General features: G+C 45.7%; 14 protein-coding genes. 5 read left to right on the forward strand and 9 right to left on the reverse strand.

What is annotated here, in order from left to right; all coding sequences use genetic code 11:
• Nucleotides 1-276: 276 nt before the first annotated feature.
• From MHH92_RS01275 to MHH92_RS01305, 7 genes are all read right to left on the reverse strand, one after another.
• Nucleotides 277-3180 carry a DUF5704 domain-containing protein gene (locus MHH92_RS01275; RefSeq protein ID WP_340901622.1) on the reverse strand — a complete coding sequence of 968 codons (2904 nt, stop codon included), beginning with the start codon at nucleotides 3178-3180 and terminating at the stop codon, nucleotides 277-279.
• Nucleotides 3181-3662: 482 nt separating this feature from the next.
• The gene (locus MHH92_RS01280; protein WP_340901623.1) at nucleotides 3663-4934 is read right to left on the reverse strand and encodes an S-layer homology domain-containing protein; all 1272 of its coding nucleotides are present in this window, start codon (nucleotides 4932-4934) and stop codon (nucleotides 3663-3665) included.
• Between the two features lie 345 nt (nucleotides 4935-5279).
• Nucleotides 5280-5609: a chaperone CsaA gene (csaA, locus tag MHH92_RS01285; protein WP_076320076.1), complete on the reverse strand. Its 330-nt coding sequence runs from the start codon at nucleotides 5607-5609 to the stop codon at nucleotides 5280-5282.
• A 112-nt stretch (nucleotides 5610-5721) separates the two neighbouring features.
• Nucleotides 5722-6354: a uridine kinase gene (gene udk / locus MHH92_RS01290; protein ID WP_036616377.1), complete on the reverse strand. Its 633-nt coding sequence runs from the start codon at nucleotides 6352-6354 to the stop codon at nucleotides 5722-5724.
• Nucleotides 6355-6560: 206 nt separating this feature from the next.
• On the reverse strand, nucleotides 6561-7136 hold the full coding sequence (locus tag MHH92_RS01295; RefSeq protein WP_253504966.1) for a VanZ family protein: 576 nt from the start codon (nucleotides 7134-7136) through the stop codon (nucleotides 6561-6563).
• Nucleotides 7137-7169: 33 nt separating this feature from the next.
• A complete protein-coding gene (locus tag MHH92_RS01300; protein WP_253504969.1) occupies nucleotides 7170-8294 on the reverse strand; it encodes a DUF4179 domain-containing protein in 1125 nt (374 codons plus the stop codon).
• Entirely contained in the window at nucleotides 8278-8814 is a 537-nt protein-coding gene (locus tag MHH92_RS01305; RefSeq protein WP_124118256.1) for a sigma-70 family RNA polymerase sigma factor, read from the reverse strand. Before MHH92_RS01305 ends, MHH92_RS01300 begins: the two co-directional genes overlap by 17 nt.
• Nucleotides 8815-9143: 329 nt before the next feature.
• On the opposite strand from MHH92_RS01305, the gene MHH92_RS01310 reads away from it, so the two are divergent.
• The 4 genes from MHH92_RS01310 to MHH92_RS01325 all read left to right on the forward strand — a co-directional run bounded on the left by MHH92_RS01310 (nucleotide 9144) and on the right by MHH92_RS01325 (nucleotide 14564).
• Nucleotides 9144-9989: a PRD domain-containing protein gene (locus tag MHH92_RS01310; protein WP_253504972.1), complete on the forward strand. Its 846-nt coding sequence runs from the start codon at nucleotides 9144-9146 to the stop codon at nucleotides 9987-9989.
• A gap of 139 nt (nucleotides 9990-10128) precedes the next feature.
• Nucleotides 10129-12057 carry a beta-glucoside-specific PTS transporter subunit IIABC gene (locus tag MHH92_RS01315; RefSeq protein WP_340901624.1) on the forward strand — a complete coding sequence of 643 codons (1929 nt, stop codon included), beginning with the start codon at nucleotides 10129-10131 and terminating at the stop codon, nucleotides 12055-12057.
• Between the two features lie 83 nt (nucleotides 12058-12140).
• Entirely contained in the window at nucleotides 12141-13598 is a 1458-nt protein-coding gene (locus tag MHH92_RS01320; RefSeq protein ID WP_076320079.1) for a glycoside hydrolase family 1 protein, read from the forward strand.
• 6 nt (nucleotides 13599-13604) lie between these two features.
• On the forward strand, nucleotides 13605-14564 hold the full coding sequence (locus MHH92_RS01325) for a 2-keto-3-deoxygluconate permease (protein ID WP_340901625.1): 960 nt from the start codon (nucleotides 13605-13607) through the stop codon (nucleotides 14562-14564).
• A gap of 103 nt (nucleotides 14565-14667) precedes the next feature.
• On the opposite strand, the gene MHH92_RS01330 is transcribed toward MHH92_RS01325, so the two are convergent.
• Complete coding sequence (locus tag MHH92_RS01330) at nucleotides 14668-15351, reverse strand: type 1 glutamine amidotransferase domain-containing protein (RefSeq protein WP_340901626.1); 684 nt, start codon at nucleotides 15349-15351, stop codon at nucleotides 14668-14670.
• A gap of 383 nt (nucleotides 15352-15734) precedes the next feature.
• Here MHH92_RS01330 and MHH92_RS01335 point away from each other — a divergent pair, with 383 nt between their 5' ends.
• Complete coding sequence (locus tag MHH92_RS01335; protein ID WP_340901627.1) at nucleotides 15735-16199, forward strand: hypothetical protein; 465 nt, start codon at nucleotides 15735-15737, stop codon at nucleotides 16197-16199.
• Between the two features lie 114 nt (nucleotides 16200-16313).
• Here MHH92_RS01335 and MHH92_RS01340 read toward each other — a convergent pair whose 3' ends face one another.
• Nucleotides 16314-19334 carry a DEAD/DEAH box helicase gene (locus tag MHH92_RS01340; protein WP_340907608.1) on the reverse strand — a complete coding sequence of 1007 codons (3021 nt, stop codon included), beginning with the start codon at nucleotides 19332-19334 and terminating at the stop codon, nucleotides 16314-16316.
• Nucleotide 19335 lies beyond the last annotated feature (1 nt).

The following is a 19335-nucleotide window of genomic DNA, read 5'->3' on the forward strand; positions in this document are numbered from 1 at the left end:
GGGATGTGACACTGGAATCACTTGTGAATGCTTTATCGTATGTGGTTCAGTACACCTATGTCATTAAGCACACCATAGTTTTGCGCAGGCTGTATAGTACTCAGTCTGGCACTTCATGGCTATTTCATCATATATTTATTGATTGCTTCATTGGGTGATTATCGGTATACAGATATTCAGTCTTATTTTGGAGAGGTACTCCGCATACAGACTCTTCTGTCCATATGTAGTTGGATACATATGCTTAGCCAGTCGTGCTGACATGAGAGATTCAAACTAGTGCGGTACTTGGGATTGGAAGTCATTCCGGCTGGACTGATCAGCATGGTAAAAGACAATATCGCCATCCTTCAGAGGCCAGGTTCTGCCTCGAGTGTCTGTTGGTTTTTTGTTGAAACCTTCCATCTGCCATTGATTCATCAGTGGTGCATGAATGTATTGCAGATGGGGCGCCTCTGTATTTCCATTCCGCAGGCTCTCCATGTTGAAGTTGACTACGATATAACCATTCTTTAGAAAAATCTTCGATTTCTCATCCAGCTGATTTTGTCGGGCGAGGGGTTCGAGATCCGTCCCTTTTGGTACAGCATATACATCGGCCGGCAAGCTGTACTCCCCGTACCAACGCTGGATTGCTGCATTGGCCCGGTCCACGTTGACCCCGGAAGGAATCTCCGATTTGGGCCCGATGAGTGTCCGAATAGGAGCGGACAGGATCATCCAGTCATAACGACCTACCCATGTTTTTTGATGAGATGTCTGATCGACTAGGCGAACCATATATTCTGCCAACGTACGCTGATTACGTTCTTCAGCTGACAGTTCATAAGTATACTGGTAACGCGCTGTATCGCCTAACTCTGTGCCGGGTACATTTCGAAGACGTGAGTTCAGGACAACAAAGCGTTTCTCCAGATCCTGCACCGATCCGATACGGATCAGGCGTTCCTGACCGCGATGGTAGTACAGATCCACTTCTTGTCGGGAGGACCCGTCTTTACTTACAAAAGCAAAAGTGGGTGTAATTCGAATACCATCCTGTTTGCCAAACATATTGCCCTTGGTCTTCAGATCGAACTTGAAATGGTATCCTGTCTTCACAGTTGCGTTAGCGAATCCCTGCACCGGATGGCTTCCTGGTCGAATAGGCAATACAAATGGAGCCAGGTTACCTCGCGGATCACCATCAATGCTATTTATCCCGGTCCAGTAGCTATAGCCCGTTGGTTCGGGACTACCCAACCGCTTGCGAAATACATTTTCCCAGTTGTAATCGGAGATATCAGTGACGTGAAAATCATATAATCTTCCGATGACATCTACCGGTACGGTATCTGCTGCAACATGATGTGCCAGATTGGTATTGGCATCCTGTTGCTCGGTAAAGTTTGCAGGTGCATTCTCTGCAATATTGCGGAATACAATATGGTATTTGCCTTCGTCTACCCATACAGGGAGATAGAATGTGGTGTCCAGTTGATTGACCGGAATATCCACCCATGTCTTAGCAGGGATAAACTGGCTCCGATCTGCGTTATAGACATCAAACGGGAATTGCACCTGTTTGATTCGAAAATATTTGGCATAGTCCCGATTCCCATAACCGGGATAACTCACTGCGTCCAAGTGCTGTCCTGATGTGGGAATTCGCACAATGAACGGACGTTCCAGAATGAGTGCAGCGCTGGTTGGGTCCGGTACGGTTTTCTGATTATGCGGTTGATCATCCGATACCCAGGCGTAGTTGACGACAGGGGTGTGTACCGTGACCGTGTTGATGCCGTTAATCGGTAATATTTTATTGGCACCCCCATTCACGTTACCCGGTAGCAAATCATAATAGATTTCACCAGAGCTTGTGGTGTTTGCTTTATTAAGCAGGGAATTGCTGATCATGTTACCCGGTTTGTACAGCACATCACGCCCAATCATCGTTGGATTAGGAATATTGGATGGCGTTGGGCCATCTTTGGTTGCTTCCACATCATTCATAATGGTTGTGTTGTTGAATTTCACTAGATCATTATTCACTTTACTTTGAGGTGTGTTAGACTCAGCCATCCCTTTTAACAGTGATGTATCATCTGGCACACTGGGAGGTTGGTTCAAACCACCTGTTAATTTGGGTGGAGTATATGAGATTGAAGTGGTTTGCCCTGGTCGTACATGGCTTTCTACGGATTCATCATTTTTAGACTCTAGTGTTGGTGGTGTGTATCCTGTTGGATTCATCGTAACGGTCTCACCGGGCAAAGCGTAATTATTCATGGTTGCTTTAGCGATCTTGTATACTTCCAGATTGTTAATTTTCCAGTAGGAGTAGTCTCTTGTGATCTGGAAGTTGTATGGCTTGGGTACCGTGTCGTTCGCGGGTACAGGTGGCCCTGGTGTACAACCATCATCATCACATTCATCTGGTCCAGGTACTGTCCACTCTCTGTCGTACGAGATTGTGACATTACAGTTGTATGTAACTTTACCGCTCATTTTCGCCCAGGCTTGTTTAAACAGATAATTGTCAGCAAAGGCATTTGTGTAGAGTGATTCGGAAGTAGGTATTCCTTTTAACACATTGAATGTCTCATTATCTCTGTTATCTGACTTAATAACACCGTTGGCATTTGGATCGAGATCATTCATGCTCATGATGGTTCCAGCAGAAGGTGGTCCAATCGTTGGTGTGCAACCTCCACCACCGCCTCCGTTACCGTCGTTCCCACCCGTACCTGGGTTCTCTTCAACACCAATGTTTGTAGTGGTAGTTAACTCAAATCCATCTTTCTTCCACAGTACGTTGATAGTTGTAGTTCCCCTACTGACAGCTTGGACTAATCCGGAATTACTAACGGTAGCAACACTAGGATTGGATGATTCCCATGTAGTTGTACCACCGCTACCGGTGTTTACATTGGTTTCTGCACCAAAGTTTCCATCTCCATTTTTGGTTTTGACCGTTGCATTCAATTGTTTGGACTGGTTCAAGCTAAGTTGTCCACCAGCGGTGAGGTTGATTTCTTTGGTTATTTCGGCAACGGCCCGCCAATATATATCCGTATTGAATATGTAGTCGGCAGAAAATTTAGGTGGATTATAGGGTCTGTGGGCTGTTGGTTCAATAGCACCTCCGATTTGCATCGTAAATTTCACTACATCACCTGTGAAACTATCTACGCTGACCAAAATAGGTTCACCCGAAGTATAGTAATCTTTATTGTCCATATACATTGGTTTTAGTGAAGCAGAATTGAATTCAGAGCTATGATGTGGTTCACCAAGCTTATCTGTATATACAGTTGGCTTGTAGACTGGTTTGTCTAAAGGAAGATTGATACACACCAAGGATGAATTGGGTTTATTTGTCGTAGAATTATTTGATAATTCTTGTCCATTACATTCTCCGTCTACTTGCCACTTCATATTATCTAGTTGATATATGTAAATGCCGATATTACTTGTACCTTTACCTTCGACAGGACTAACTTTCTTTTGAGATTTTGCTGGGGTGGAAGGCTCCCAACGTGGAGCCTCCAAAGGGGGTTTTACCCCCGGGCCACCTCCAGCAAGAATAGAAGGAATAGGTGATAATATACTTATTATGAGTAAAGAAATGAATGATTTTTTAAGTACGGAATCGAAACGCAATGCGAATCACCCTTTTGAAATTAATTTGATGTGACATTGAAGTCGGTTCCCTCTTTGGTAATAAGTTTCACTTGAGTGGTTAATTCTTTATCAAAGTGTAACAATCCCATCGACCAGTAAGTAGGATTCTTAACCTGAAATAACCCTTTACTACCAAGGAAATCATTAATATGTGGTACTGAGTATTTAGAGAAAGATTCAGAATTTGGTGATTTTAAAGCATTGATACTTGGAGATTGTAAAAGGCTACCAGCCTGAAGTTGAGTCATGGAATTTTTAATATTTAAATCAAATTCAGCAAAAGAATAATACGATCCACGCAGTAAGGTGTCTTTCTCCTCAACAAAAACTGGATAATAGATACTACGTTTTAATCCTGTAACATACGGATTTATGATAATCCAATTTTTTAATTTAACATCTGCATAACTAGTAACTGTAACTAATTCTTTATTTCTGACTTGAGAGAATTGATCAGTGACTTTACTGTAATCATACGAATCAAAGAATTTATTTTTTGGAGTCTTTTGATACTTAGGCGCAATAATATTCAAATTCGTCCCCGTCAAACCCACCGCCCGCAGCTCATTTAAACCCTGAAAATCGGCAGGTTTTGTCTTGGCAACGGCTGCATAACGGGCGATCAATACAGCTACTTCAGCTCGTGTTGTAGTACGATCAACGCCAAATGTTTTATCGTTTGCAACACTCATCAGTCCTGTTCCCAGGGCAACGGCTACAGCATTTTTTTGAGCGCTTGCGAGTTTACCTGTGAAATATTCCTTTGCAGGCACAACGGTGTTCGTCACATCAGAGAGTGCTTGTTTGTACTCAGGATCAACCACGGTTAGCCCTTGCGTTAGCCAAGTAGCCATTTCGCCTCGTTGAAGAGCGCCTTGTGCATCCAATTTTCCCTTGTAATTAGAAGGGTTGATAAAACCTTTTGCTATAGCAGTAGAGACACCACTTTTTGCCCACTCGGGGATGTCCGTGAAATTGTTTTGTTCTTGTGTCGTTGCATTAGGCTGGTCGGATAGACGTCCCAGGATACTTGCCATTTCAGCTTTGGTGACCGGCGAGCTTGGTTTAAATGTCCCGTCGGCATATCCCTTGAAATAACCTTGTTCCACGGCCGAATTAATCGCTGTGGATGCCCAGTGTGTAGCTGGAACGTCCTTGAATGTAGTTGTAGCTTGTGTGGCTTCTACAGAACTCCCAACACCTCCAAAACCTACGATACCCCCTGTTAATAAAGCTAATGCCGTTACGCCAGAAATTATCATTTTTCTCATGAATTTTACTCCTCTCAATTGTGAATTTTTCTCCTTGATATGTACTTTTCAGGCTACTAGATACTAAATTTGTAATAATAATCAATATTCTACCATGTAAAACTAGGCTGTTGGTATGATTTATCAATATATTTCCTCCTCTGCATAGAACTCTTACTACTTCTCCAGACCTATATTTCCTCCAAAAAACACAAAAAAAGGCCACGAATCCGCAGATTCACAGCCTTATGCTTTAAGGTCTCCAACATATGTAGTTGCATCAATAGTCAATTCAATAATCAATAAATCAAGAATACTCGATTTCCAAACATTTGAAAAGCCCTATTCTTCTTACTCAAAATAAAGTCAGGCTATCGGTGTTCCATTAGGTAATGGACTATCCGGTGTGAGCAAGACAACATCGCCTTCACCAGGCACGCCGCCTAGCACAAGTACTTCAGAGACAAAACCGGCAATACGCCGGGGTGGGAAATTAACTACAGCAATGACCTGTTTGCCGATCATCATGTCAGGCGTGTAGCGCTGGGTAATCTGAGCACTGGAGCGCTTAAGACCAAGTGGTCCGAAGTCGATCGTCATTTTAATAGCGGGTATGCGAGCCTTGGGAAAGGGTTCGGCTTCCACCACGGTACCAACACGGATGTCATGTTGCATGAACTCTTCAAAAGTAGCCATAGGGGTAGATCTCCTTTCAACTATTGGGGACTATTATAAATGAAAAATCAACAAAAAATCCAGATTACGCTGTATCGTAACCTAGATTTCTGTTGTGTTGCTTTGAAACAAATTAAGCGCCGTTCCAATTCTCTCCGGTGAGGTATTTCTCGGTGAGGATGGATAACATCTGAATACCTACTTCATTATGTCCGCCTTCTGGAATAATGATATCAGCATACTTTTTGGATGGCTCGATAAAAGCATCGTGCATTGGTTTTACCGTTTCGAGATATTGTTTGTACACGGATTGGATCGTGCGTCCGCGTTCTTCAATGTCCCGCAGTACTCTCCGCAAAATTCGCACATCGGAATCGGTATCAACGAATACTTTGATGTCCATCAGACTGCGAAGATGTTCATCAATCAGCACATGCAGTCCTTCTACAATGACAATATGGTTCGGTGCCAGTTCAACCGTCTCATTGGCAGCACGGTTATCTATGGTGAAGTCATATACGGGGGCATACGCCGCTTGGCCTTTTTTCAACAGGGTGAGATGCTCAATCAACAGATCATTATCGAATGCAAACGGGTGATCGTAATTGGTGAGTCGGCGTTGCTCAGGTGTGAGCTGCGACTGGTCTTTGTAATAATTGTCTTGGGAGATAAACGTAACTTTAGCTGATCCCAGACGGTCTATGACGGAGCGAGCTACCGTCGTTTTACCGGAGCCGGTTCCTCCGGCGATACCAATAATGAGCATGGTTGTTCCATAAGCCTCCCTAAAATGGCAGCATGATGAATGGATAAAAGCGCATCAGAAATCCTTCGTTCATGGCCTTTATCCACATGTCTGTCTCTGAATACACAATTCTTTCATTGTACCATAGCATACGACTTTTTTCATCTTGGTGTATGGACCATGTTTTGCCTTCAAGGGGCGTTATGCATGCTCATATTCATTTTACTTCATATTTTGGATGATACTCCCTGTGGTGACTCCCATAGTGCCATTAGTCGCTGGCCGATGGAACTTTTGGTGAACAGATTCAGGATGATAAAACCAAGTACACTTCCTGTTGTATTGGCTATTATATCGTTCAGATCGGTGCTGCGACCGTTGCCCAAGGTTATTCGGAGCAGGAGCTGTGTAATTTCAATGAGGAAACTTAGGGCTAATCCTGCTAATGTTGCTGTACGCATCGAATGAATCCAAGGCTTTATGAAAGGAAGCATGAACCCCAGTGGCATAAACAGTACAATGTTTAGGAGAAAGCTTGGTGCATCCGCGGTCAGGAGCGGAATCCATTGAATGCTTTGATACCATGGCGTTTGATTGGCATAGATTCCAATGTTCACGTCGATAGGGAAAAATACAAAATGCATAACACCCAACATATATATGGCAAATGCGAGCATCGACACATACTGTCTGATCATGTACCTGGTTTTACTCACCCTGGCGTGGAGCATCAGGGCGAGCAGGACCAGAACGAATAATGGGCCAAGTACGATGGGAGATGAGATTGAATATTGGATGGACATGGAATGGCTCCTTCATAAGGAAATGAGATCAGGCTATTGAAGCTGAATCTTCATTTCCATTCCCTTGATGAATTGTGTGTCTTTAACCTCTTCAGCGAAGTCATCCTTGATCTCAAAAGGTTTCACAATAAGGTATTTCACATCTTTGGAAGTCGTAGCATACATGCGCTCGGATGTTATTTGGTTTCCCTCATAGATGCCCTCGCCGCTAAGTGAGGTCAGTTGCCGCCCTTGATCATCATAGACGGCAAATCCGATGTGACTCAGCTGTACCTGCTCTTTTGCCGTAAGAGTATTCTTATCATTCAAACTGATAACAGTAGTTAGGCGAGTGGTGACAGGGGTAACCTCAGCTTCCGTAACAGCGGCCGTATACAGATCGTTGGTCATGGCTGTATTAGGCAGAACCCGATGAATGTTATCTGTTGATTTGGTAAATGGAACCGTCAGCTCGAACTCATGATCAATACCCTGCAATGTCAATTGAACTTTGGCGTCAAACTGATCCGGCCAATGTGCTGTTCCCTGATCGGAGGAAATGACCTGCTCAAAGAGCAGTGTATCTGGCTGCGTTTCTCCTACCGAACTATAGAACAGTCCGCTATTCGGACGGGTCCCGTCGACTTTGAAAAAGACATTCTCAATTCCGCTGCTCAGTTTCACGATGTCCTTGCCATTGTCATATTCGCCATGATTCAGATTAGGCGCAGTGAAATGAACCAGAAACGCAGCACGTGTACCATCATATACCGCTTCAAGCACTTCGAGCTTCACATCCTGGTAAGCGACCTTGCTGTTAACAGGGGTAGTCAAGCCTTCGTTGCCCGCCGTTCGCAGACCCATATCAGCTTCTATCGAGCTGAAGAGGCTGCCCACGAGTGGAATATTGCGCAAGGAGGCAGCCATGGCCGGTGATACAAAGCCGGATGCAAATACGGTCACGCCCAACACTCCGGCTGCGATCGTCGCAGCTGCAGCCTTGTGCCATCGCTTGTTCCGGCGACTGGAGCGCAAAGTCTGTTCCGTTTTCAATGTGTCTGGCGACACCGGCAGAGATTCCAGTGTGGCATCAATCCGGTTACGAACGAGTTCAGACATCAGGGGACGCTCCTTCGCTTGGTTCTTTAATTCCTGATCGATATTAAACGGGTTTGACATGTAAGTTTACCTCCCGAAAATTTTTGAATTTCTGATATAACTCCTGCCTTGCCCGAGTAAGTCTCATTTTCACTGCACTTTCGGAAATATTGAGAGCATCGGCGACTTGACGCAGGGACAGGTCCTCAAAATAATGCAAAACGACAACAATTCGTTTCGATTCCTCTAGACGGTCTACCGCTTCTCGCATATCGACCTCATCGTAGGGACTGGAATGCTCCCGCTTTTCTGAAGGTACTTCCGCATAAGCGGTGGAGAGAGAGCGGCGGGACAGCATCGTGTTACATTCATTGATGAGGATGCGAAACAGCCAGGTTTTGAAATACCGGGGTTCCCGGAGTGTATGCACCGATTTGTATGCGTTCAGGATTGTCTCCTGAATGGCATCGGCCACGTCCTCCTCTTTTCGCAGCATGGATTTTGCCGTATTGTACAAAGAGTTTTCAATGTCTCGAATAAGCCGGATAAAGGCTTCACGATCTCCTTGGATGGCCTGGTTAACGAGATCGGTTGAACCCATGGATAACAGCTCCTTTCGTATTGGAGGGATGAAGCCAGCACTTGGCTGGTTTTTATATGAATTAGACTGGCGAGTAGGGCATATGGTCACATTTTCTTTTTATAGTTTTAAAAAAGGACGTTGTTATATATGACGTATCGGGTCTCTACGTTCCCTTCAATGATAAGAGTGGCTGATTTTTCCCTAAGATTGGATGATTGACTTTTTCGAAAACAGCACTATAATAAACTTATATTCATAACACGGACTGTTACTGGGGAAACCAGGCATGACCGAATTCGATTGCTTTACTGTAATCGCTTTCGGTCTTTTTTTATTTTTGTTGGGGGGTGAGAACATTGAAGGTTATCAAGAAAGTAAACAATAACGTAGCCATCGCTATTAATGAACATAACGAAGAGGTTTTTGTCGTAGGTAAAGGGGTCGGATTTCTGAAAACGCCCTATGAGCTGACGGAGACGGACTTGGTGGAAAAAATATTTGTAGCACCAAAGAACATCCGTATGTATGACCTGCTGAACAGTATTCCGATTGAGGATATTTATCTCGCGGAGGAAGTCATCAAGCTGGGTAGTCAGATCCTGAATAAAACATTTAACCCGAATCTGCTTCTCACCCTGTCCGACCATATCAGTTTTGCATTAACCCGAACGAGAGAAGGCATCCGTATCAAAAATCCGCTGGAATGGGAAGTGCGGACACTCTATCCGGACGAGACCCGGGTGGGGGAGGCTGCGCTGAAGCTGATTCAGGAAAAAACGGATATCGCTCTGCCAGCAGCCGAAACAACACTGATTGCTCTGCATTTTGTTAATGCACAGGTGGGCTCTGGAGAGATGACGGATACCACCAAGGTAACTACAGTTACGGGCGAGATCCTGTCCGTGATCAAATATGCGCTCAAAATTGACTTTCAGGAGGATTCCATCCATTTCATGCGCTTTGCCACACATATCCGGTATTTCATTCTGAGGCAGATGAGCGGTAAATCGCTCAAAGACGAGAATGAATCTCTGTTCCTGATGGTGAAGGAGAAGTTTCCGAAAGAACTGGCTTGTGTGGAGAAGATTGCTGACTTCCTGAAAAATAATTATGGCTGGACCTGTTCCGATGATGAAAAATTATACTTGATCTTGCATATTCAACGATTGATTTCGAATGAACCAACAGAATGAACCTAATGAAGGAACTAACCGAATAATCCATATTGGACTGTTACTGATTCGATCAGGCATGACCAAGCGTAGGGAATGACGATTCCCCGGCTTGGTCATTTTTTATATATCCAATTTATTCATGTAGAGGAGAAGGGTCATGAACAATAAAGACTTGGCTAAAAACGTACTTGATCTCGTTGGCGGCGAGCAAAATATATCCGGGCTAACACACTGTGCAACCCGTTTGAGATTCGTATTAAAGGATGATAACAAAGCAGACCTCAAGGCACTGGATCAGCTCGAAGGCGTGCTCAAGGCACAAAATTCCGGTGGACAGGTTCAAGTTGTTATCGGTGCTAAAGTAGACGCGGTATACAGTGAAGTGAAGAATTTAACTTCTGACCATATTGGCGAGCTTACGGAGTCTACAGACAGTGGACCGAAAAAGAGACGTAACCCCGTCAACGTAGTGCTTGAAACCATCGCAGGTATATTCACGCCTGTTCTGCCAGCACTCGTTGGTTGCGGGATGATCAAATGTTTGGCTACCGTTATAACTGCCATGGGTTACCTGGAAGGCTCCGGTTTCCTGACGATCATTAACATGATCGGGGACTGCATTTTCTACTTCATGCCGTTCTTCCTGGCTGTCAGTGCAGCAAACCGTTTCAAAACTAATCCCTATTTGGCGGTAGCTCTTGCTGCGGGACTAATGCATCCAACCATTTTGAACGCTGCGGCTCAGATTGCTGAGACGGGTGTAAATAGTATTGATTTTCTCGGCATGCCGATTCTGTTGATGAAATATTCCTCTTCCGTCATTCCTATCATTCTAGCGGTATGGATCATGAGTTATGTGTATCCAATCGTCAATCGAGTGATTCCCAAGTTTCTACAGGTCCTGCTTACCCCAATGATTGTTTTGTTCATTATGATTCCAGTGGAATTAATCGTGCTTGGCCCAGTAGGTTCATATATCGGTGACTGGTTGACGAATGGCATTAACTCATTGTTCTCCACTGCAGGTGTTCTTGCTGGTGCGATTCTTGGATTTTTCAAACCGATCATGGTTATGTTCGGTATGCACTATGCCATCATGCCTATTCAGGTTCAACAAGTGGCTACACTGGGCGCAACCGTGTTGTTACCAACGGCACTAGCGGCGAATTTGGCTCAGGCTGGAGCAGCCTTTGGTGTGTTTGTCCTAACGAAGAGTAAAACGATGAAATCAGCGGCTGCTTCGAGTGGATTCACCGCTTTATTCGGGATTACCGAGCCGGCGATCTATGGTGTAACGCTGAAATACAAACGTCCGTTTTTCGCAGGTTGTCTGGCAGGAGGATTAGTTGGTGGATTCTACAGCTTGGTGCATACAACAGCGAATGCAATTTCACTTCCAGGTGTATTGGCAATTGGCACGTATTCATCGGATCGTTACATGTATGTCGTTATTGGTTGTGTTGCCGCAGTTGTACTCGGGTTTGTGTTCACGCTGTTGGCGGGCATCAAGGAAGATACAGATGGAAATAAATCGAAGCAACAAGCTACGAATAAAGTAAATAGCAATCAGACAGCCGTTGCCACAGAGTCAACTACAGCGTCCGTATCATCACTGACATCCACGTCTTCTGACATGCTTATCGTTAGTCCAATGACAGGGGAGATCAAACCGATCTCTGAAGTGGAGGATCAAGCGTTTGCCCAAGAATTGATGGGTAAAGGCATTGCAATCGTTCCGACAGATGGCAAGGTATATGCTCCATTTGACGGGGTAGTCGAAGCGCTTTATCGCACCAAACATGCTATCGGATTGAAAGCTGCGAATGGTGTCGAGATCCTGATTCATATCGGAGTGGATACCGTCAGTCTGAAAGGGAAATATTTTAACGCCCATATCGAACAGGGACAGACAATCAAGGCAGGGGATTTATTGGTTGATTTTGATCCGAAGGGCATTACGTCAGCAGGTTATAACACCATTACATCGATTGTGGTAACCAACATGCAACAGTACGGAGATGTGCTGACTACAGCGACCAGCGGCCCGATCCGGGAGAGTGAACCTTTGATCAAGCTGATTCCGTAAGAACTGTTCATCTTTTCATTGGTCCAGCTACGAGTTACAAGCTAGATGGTCTTAATAATACGTAATAACAGGAGGAAACTAAAATGACGAATTCCAATTTTCCAAAAGATTTTTTATGGGGCGGTGCACTGTCTGCCTGTCAGGCAGAGGGAGCTTATAATGTAGATGGTAAGAGTCTGACCATTCCAGAAGTGATGAAATTTAACGAGAAGAACGACCGTAAAGTGACCAAGCAGATCAGGGTTAATTGGGAGATGATTGAAGAGGCCAGGAATGACCCGGATACCGTGAAATATCCGAAGCGCCGGGGAATCGATTTTTATCATAACTTCCGTGAGGATATCGCCTTGTTTGCTGAAATGGGCTTCAAAGTATTCCGTTATTCCATTTCATGGGCCAGAGTATTCCCGGGTGGCGACGATGCTACTCCGAATGAAAAGGCATTAGAGTTCTATGATCAGGTTATTGATGAATGTCTTAAACACGGTATGGAGCCCCTGATCACTATCAGTCACTTTGATACACCAATTGTACTGATGGACAAGTTCGGAGGATGGTATAACCGCAAGCTGATCGATCTGTATGTGAACTATTGTGATGTGTTGTTTAATCGCTACAAGGGCAAAGTGAAATATTGGGTGACATTCAACGAGATCAACATGAGCGTGAAAGCATCGGCCAAAACGCTGGGAATCATTGATTATGATGCTCCAAATTATGAAGAAATGCTGTTCCAGGGGCTGCATCATCAATTTGTAGCTGCGTCCAGAGCAACCAAGATGGCACATGAGATTGATCCGAATAACCAGATCGGAAGTATGGTGGCTTATTTTACAACGTATCCTTACACTTGCAAGCCGGAGGACGCACTCCAGATGCAACAGGATGATCAGATGAAAAATCAGTTCTATCTCGATGTGCTCAATAAAGGCGAGTACCCTTACTATAGTAAAACGTATTTCAAAAACAAGGAGATCCAGCTGAATATCGAGGACGGCGATCTGGATAGCATTAGTGCACACACGGCTGATTTCGTGGGGATGTCGTATTACAACTCGATGATTTCCAGCAGTGATACGGAGCAGCTCGAACTAACGGCAGGTAATGTACACAGCGTATATAAAAACCCGCATCTGCCCGCTAACGAGTGGGGGTGGCAGATTGATCCGATTGGCCTGCGGTATACGCTTAATCTCGTCTATGATCGGTATCAAAAACCTGTCTTCATTCTGGAGAATAGCTCAGGTTTCTACGATAAACTGAATGAAGACGGAACGATCAACGATCCTTACCGGATTGATTTCCTAAGCAAACATATCGAACAGATGGGACTCGCCATTGCTGATGGGGTCGAGGTGTTGGGATACACGATGTGGGGACCAATCGACATGATCAGTTCAGGGACCTCCGAGATGAGCAAACGGTACGGATTTATCTACGTCGATCAGGACGACTACGGCAATGGTACGCTGAAAAGATATCGTAAGGATTCCTTCTTCTGGTATCAGAATGTGATCCGTACCAACGGAGCAGAACTGTAACGCACCATGAACATTTTGGGTCGTATCAAAAAAATACCCGGCGGCTTGCTGATTGTTCCTATGCTGGCCGCCGCGGTGATCAACACGGTGTTTCCATCGTTTTTTCAGATCGGAGATCCAACAACAGCGCTGTTCACATCGAAAGGTACCATGGTGCTGATCGGTATGATTTTACTGATATCAGGAACACAGCTTAACTTGTCACAGCTTCTGGTGACCTTAAAGAGAGCAGGGATGCTCTGTATTTCACGTATCCTCATCAGCTGTCTGTTCGGCTGGGCGTTTGTGCACTTTTTTGGCATAAGTGGGGTCGGGGGAGTTTCTGCGGTAGCCTTCATTGCCGTTCTGACCAGTTGTAATCCAGGATTATATCTGGCCTTGATGAACACATATGGAGATGATGTGGATCGGGCTGCGTTTGGCATTTTGAATCTGATCGCCGTACCGGTTATTCCGGTCATGATATTGAATTCGGCAAGCGGTGTCGGTATCGATTATCTCAGTGTACTTGCTACACTAGTACCTTTTTTGATCGGGATACTGCTTGGTAACCTGGATAGCAACATACAGAAGATGTTCGCTCCGGGAACACTGATTCTACTACCTTTTCTAGGTACCAGCTTTGGGTCCAATATTGATCTGCGTATTGCATTTCAGTCCAGTCTGTCCGGTTTGTTGGTCACCGTGTTATTTTTGCTGATCTGCATGTTGCCGCTCATTGGAATCGATCGCACGATATTAAGACGGCCCGGTTACGCAGCGGCTGCGACATGTTCGGTTGCTGGATTGTCCATGGTGGTGCCTTCGATGGCTGCCGGGTTCAATCCGGCGTATGCGCCATATGTGGACACAGCTATCGCTCAGATTGCGTTTGCCGTGATCCTGACGTCGGTGACCGTGCCTTATATCGTGAAGCGTTTGGCTGGAGGAACAGCAATGGAAGCTTCTGCTTCGACAAATCACTAGAAAAAACAGCATGTGTTCTGTCAGGTCATGACGGATCACGTGCTGTTTTGCTTTGTACATCTATATGATCTCCTGGGGGAGGAGAGGGATCGATCGGTTTATTTTACAGACCCAGCAGTTGTTTAACACTTTCAGCTACAGCTTTGCTAGATTGCGGATTCTGTCCTGTGACCACGCGGCCATCTGTTGTGATATAGGAACTGAAGGCAGCAGCTTTATCATATTGTGCAGCGCGTTCTCTCAAAGCATCTTCCAGCAGGAAAGGAACATACTCGGTTTGTTGAGCCAATGTTTCTTCTTCATTCGTGAAGCCGGAAACGGTTTTGTCGTTGATCAAAAGCAGGCCGTTGGACAGCTTCACATTCAACAGGGCTGTAACCCCGTGGCACACGCCGGATACAACGCCACCTTTTTCATAGATATCACGAGAAAGCTCTTGAAGTTCGGCATTGTCCGGGAAATCCCACATTGTACCGTGACCTCCTGTGAAGTAGATTGCATCGTAGTCACTCGCGTTTACTTCGCTAGGTTTCAACGTATTTTTCAATTGGTTCATGAACATTTCGTTCTCGAAATAGGCTTTGGTGATCTCATCCAGAGAGTCGCCCAGACTTTTCGGATCAAGAGGTACGTTCCCGCCTTTAGGGCTAACCAGATCGATCTGAACATTGTCATTATGGTCAAAATCTTCAATAAAATGAGTTGCTTCGCTCAGCCACAAGCCAGTAGGCTCGTCCTTTGTTGCGTACTTATCTACATTTGTTAGAACAACCAGTATCTTTTTCATATTAAAACCTCCCGTAAAATATATAACATAAATTTATAATAAATATCACAAAATTAAATTGTGTAAAATATATTATAAAATATAACATAACCATTTTCTAAAGTAAAATCATTAGCGTATCGTCGATCTCCAATGTGACTTTCAAGCGTAGGAGTAAAGAACAATCTAGTCGTAGTAAATATGCCTGTAAGAATGCACTTTTACTTATTATGCCCTGCTTAATTTACTCAAATTGTAAGCGGAGGTAGACGTGTGTAAGGGGAAACGAAATTAATTCAAATTTGAAGTTAATTTGATTGTACAACTAGTTCTTTTGATTTAGAATGGCGGAAGATGCCAACAAAAAACTGGTACAAATTACATATATACTTGGAGGAACATTCATGAAACGTTCAGGCAAATTTTTCGCTTCAACAGTGGTTGCTGCTGTTGCTGCAGTATCCATCGTCTCTTCAGCTTCAGCGAGCACAGTTTCAGTCTCCAACATCTCTGGCGTAACACCTATCAACATTAGCAGTATGGATATCGAAACGGCTTTGATGATGGTTCAGAGCGAACGCGCCAAATTGCTGGATGCGCAATTGCAAACACAAATCCAGGAAGTACAGAACCGTAATCAACAGATCGCGGATTTGAACTCTCAATTGCAGATAGCCCAGCAAAACGGGGATGAAGCAGCTGTTCAAAAGCTGAAAGGCCAAATTGATGCAGCGGGCAATTCCCAACAGATGGACATGCTTCGTCTGCAGTCCATGTCCAACAAGCGCAATGAAGCGTTTGATGTCATGACAAACTTTGTCAAAAAAATGCAGGATTCAAGATCATCCATCATCGGTAACATGCGTTAAGAACGGATGATTAACTGCTACAACAATACAAAAAGAGCGAAGTCGGAATTCAAATTCCGAAACTTCGCTCTTTTTGTGTTTCTCTTTTTTATGATATATATCATCTAATCCCAGTTAGCCCGACCAGTCACGACGCCGAGTGAACAGATCCTGCAACTCGTCCGTCGACAATTCGGTAATCCAGTTCTCAGAGCTTGTGATGATGTTATCACTGAGCTGCTGTTTGCTCTCCAACATCTCGTCGATCCGCTCCTCTAATGTGCCAAGAGAGATGAACTTATGCACCTGAACATCTTTGGTCTGACCCATCCGATAAGCTCTGTCGGTGGCTTGATTCTCAACAGCAGGGTTCCACCAGCGGTCAAAATGAAAGACATGATTGGCAGCCGTCAGATTCAATCCCACGCCGCCTGCCTTGATGGACAGAATGAAGACGGACGGTTGCTTATCCTCAGGCAATGTACGGGATTGGAATTCCTCAATCATACGATCCCTTGCCGTTTTGGAGGTACCCCCGTGCAGATACAGCACAGGCTCCTGCAACTCCTGACGCAGTACCTGTTGCAGCATCTGTCCCATACCGATGTATTGGGTGAAAATAAGGCATCGCTCGCCTTCGTCCCGCAATTCCCGGACAAGTTCCATCAGTCGTTCCAGTTTTGCGGAGCGACTAATCAGCATCGCCATATCTTGCGGACTGTACAAGTCATAAGCAGATGTTAATGCGCCGTCTTCAGGCAGTTCCTCAGGCAAAGCCTCTTTGGTCAACAGCAGAGGGTGGTCACACAGTTGCTTGAGCTGGGTTAACGCCGATAGAATGGCACCTTTGCGCTTGATGCCTTCCAGCTCTTTCATTTTATCCATCAGGGCCTGTACGGACTGGTCATACAATGCACTTTGTTCGCCCGTAAGGTGAATATAGGTTTTCATCTCGTTTTTGTCCGGCAGATCAAGCTGGATATTGGGATCTTTTTTCTTACGGCGTAGCATGAATGGTTTCACCAATTGCTGTAGATCCTGCATGCGCTGCTCATCTTTATCTTTTTCAATGGCACTGATGAAGCGAGTCTGGAATGCCCGGGCGTTGCCCAGATATCCTGGATTGATAAAGTCATAGATCGACCACAGCTCGGACAACCTATTCTCGATCGGCGTACCTGTCATGGCAATGCGGTGTTTCGCAGGGAAGCTGCGGACAGCCAGCGACTGTTTGGTCTGAGCATTCTTGATATTCTGTGCTTCATCGAGACAGATGCATGACCACGTATAGGTTTGTAACATCTCCTGATCCAGTGTAGCCGTAGCAAAGGACGTGATAATAATATCCACCTGCTCGGTCTGATCCCGGAATTCTTCTCCACTTAATCGGCGTGCGCCATAATGCAGACTGACATTAATGGAGGGTGCGAAGCGGCTAATTTCCTTTTGCCAGTTGCCCAGTACGGAGGTTGGGCAGATCAGAAGAACCGGGGCTTGTCCCGGCTTACGTGGTTCATGATCCTTGATGTGTAACAGATACGTGATGAACTGAATGGTTTTCCCGAGACCCATATCATCGGCAAGACATGCCCCAAGTCCGAATCTGCGCAGGAAACCAAGCCATGCAAAACCTTCCTTCTGATACGATCGCAGCTCGGCATGAAGCCCTGTCGGAATGGGCAGGGAAGGTGCGCCGCCTTGTCCGCCCCCGAGTTGTGCAATAACCCGGTTCAGGTGCTCATTCAGTTCTACTTCCAGCCGAATGTTCTGATCATCCTGTGGTTGCTGCTCTTCCTCGGTTTGTTGTCCTTCCTTCCATTTCTGGTTGCGATATTCCCGTTGCTCATTGTGTAGCAGATGCAGGTGCAGAATATCCTGGAATGAGAGTCCCTGTTCCCGATCTACACCGCCCATGGCACGACGTATCTGTTCCAGCAGATCGGGGTCGAGAGGAACCCATTCTCCACGGAAGCGAACCAGTCGTTCATTACGGGCAACAAGGTCGGCGAACTCATCTTCGCTGAGATCGGTGTCACCAATCGCAATTCGCCAGTCAAAATGAATAATCGAGTCCAGTCCAAAGAATGACTGTCCCCGTTCACTGCCTTCCTCCGGCTGCACCTTAGCACGCAGCTTTGGTTTCTTCTTACGGGCTGCTTCCCACCAACCAGGCAGCAGAACTTGCCAGCCCGCTGCGAGTAACCGCCCGCTATCCTGCGTCAGGAACTGCCAGGCTTCCTGATCTCCCAAAGGATCACTCAGCACATCCCGCCTGCCGCTAATGGAGCTTCCAAGACGCGGCAGATGTGCACGCAACTGATCCAGCCATCCGGCGGAGCGATCCAGAATGAACGGTGTCCATACCTCTGGCCATTCGCCTTCAAGTCTGCCCCGTGAATCCAGCATGACGGGCACCAATACAGCGGCATCCAGCTTGTTCTGCAACACCAATCGCAGCCGCCAAGATGGCTCATCCTCGTCCGGCTCCTGCAATTGCAGCATGGGTCTGAATGGTGCGGCATCTGCTTTCCAGCCAATGGATACGAGCCAGGACTGAGCATCCATCCCGGCTGTCTTGGGTAGAGTGCCGCGCTCTGGGAACAACTGCGGGAATTCACGCCGCAGATCCGTTGCAGCTTCTTCCGAACTGTACCAGCGCTGGAATACAAAGGCGGAATAGGCCGCCCCAAGTCCTTCGGCATAACTCTCGTCCGTTTGCTGAACCGCTTTGGTAAGCGATGCCCGATCCTGCTTTTTCAAGCTATCCGGGTCCCAGGTCCACTGAAGCTGTCCTGCACGGTATGCCTCGAAGCTAGGTACGTATTTTCGTTTCTCTATGGAGGATGCCAGTGCTGGAGCTAGTCGAATCAGATGTTCCGCTTGTTCGTCCCACTTCCATTCAATATGAAGCAGTGTATGCATCTCGGCAAAAAAGGGAATCACTTCTTCCGCAGGCAGAACAACCAGCTCAATCTCCTCAATCTGCCGAACTTCCAGTTCGGTCCCGTAGAAGGAAGGCGCATGCCAAGCGAACAATCGCTGCTTAAGCGACTGTCCCGGTACAAAGTGGTGTGTGTTGAGTGCTCCGTAAAACAATGCATCGCCATATCCGGTTAAAGCGACGTGAACCTCAATCGTTTCAGTGTAAGGATGAATT

Origin of the sequence: Paenibacillus sp. FSL M7-1414 (assembly GCF_038003195.1) — a bacterium.
GTDB lineage: Bacteria > Bacillota > Bacilli > Paenibacillales > Paenibacillaceae > Paenibacillus > Paenibacillus amylolyticus.

Bases quoted from the DNA above. Each gene is read 5' to 3' on its own strand.
- udk (WP_036616377.1), bottom strand. From the start codon at position 6,354: ATGCTCATTATTGGTATCGCCGGAGGAACCGGCTCCGGTAAAACGACG.
- MHH92_RS01335 (WP_340901627.1), top strand. From the start codon at position 15,735: ATGAAACGTTCAGGCAAATTTTTCGCTTCAACAGTGGTTGCTGCTGTT.
- MHH92_RS01330 (WP_340901626.1), bottom strand. From the start codon at position 15,351: ATGAAAAAGATACTGGTTGTTCTAACAAATGTAGATAAGTACGCAACA.
- csaA (WP_076320076.1), bottom strand. From the start codon at position 5,609: ATGGCTACTTTTGAAGAGTTCATGCAACATGACATCCGTGTTGGTACC.
- MHH92_RS01300 (WP_253504969.1), bottom strand. From the start codon at position 8,294: ATGTCAAACCCGTTTAATATCGATCAGGAATTAAAGAACCAAGCGAAG.
- MHH92_RS01315 (WP_340901624.1), top strand. From the start codon at position 10,129: ATGAACAATAAAGACTTGGCTAAAAACGTACTTGATCTCGTTGGCGGC.
- MHH92_RS01280 (WP_340901623.1), bottom strand. From the start codon at position 4,934: ATGAGAAAAATGATAATTTCTGGCGTAACGGCATTAGCTTTATTAACA.
- MHH92_RS01295 (WP_253504966.1), bottom strand. From the start codon at position 7,136: ATGTCCATCCAATATTCAATCTCATCTCCCATCGTACTTGGCCCATTA.
- MHH92_RS01305 (WP_124118256.1), bottom strand. From the start codon at position 8,814: ATGGGTTCAACCGATCTCGTTAACCAGGCCATCCAAGGAGATCGTGAA.
- MHH92_RS01320 (WP_076320079.1), top strand. From the start codon at position 12,141: ATGACGAATTCCAATTTTCCAAAAGATTTTTTATGGGGCGGTGCACTG.
- MHH92_RS01325 (WP_340901625.1), top strand. From the start codon at position 13,605: ATGAACATTTTGGGTCGTATCAAAAAAATACCCGGCGGCTTGCTGATT.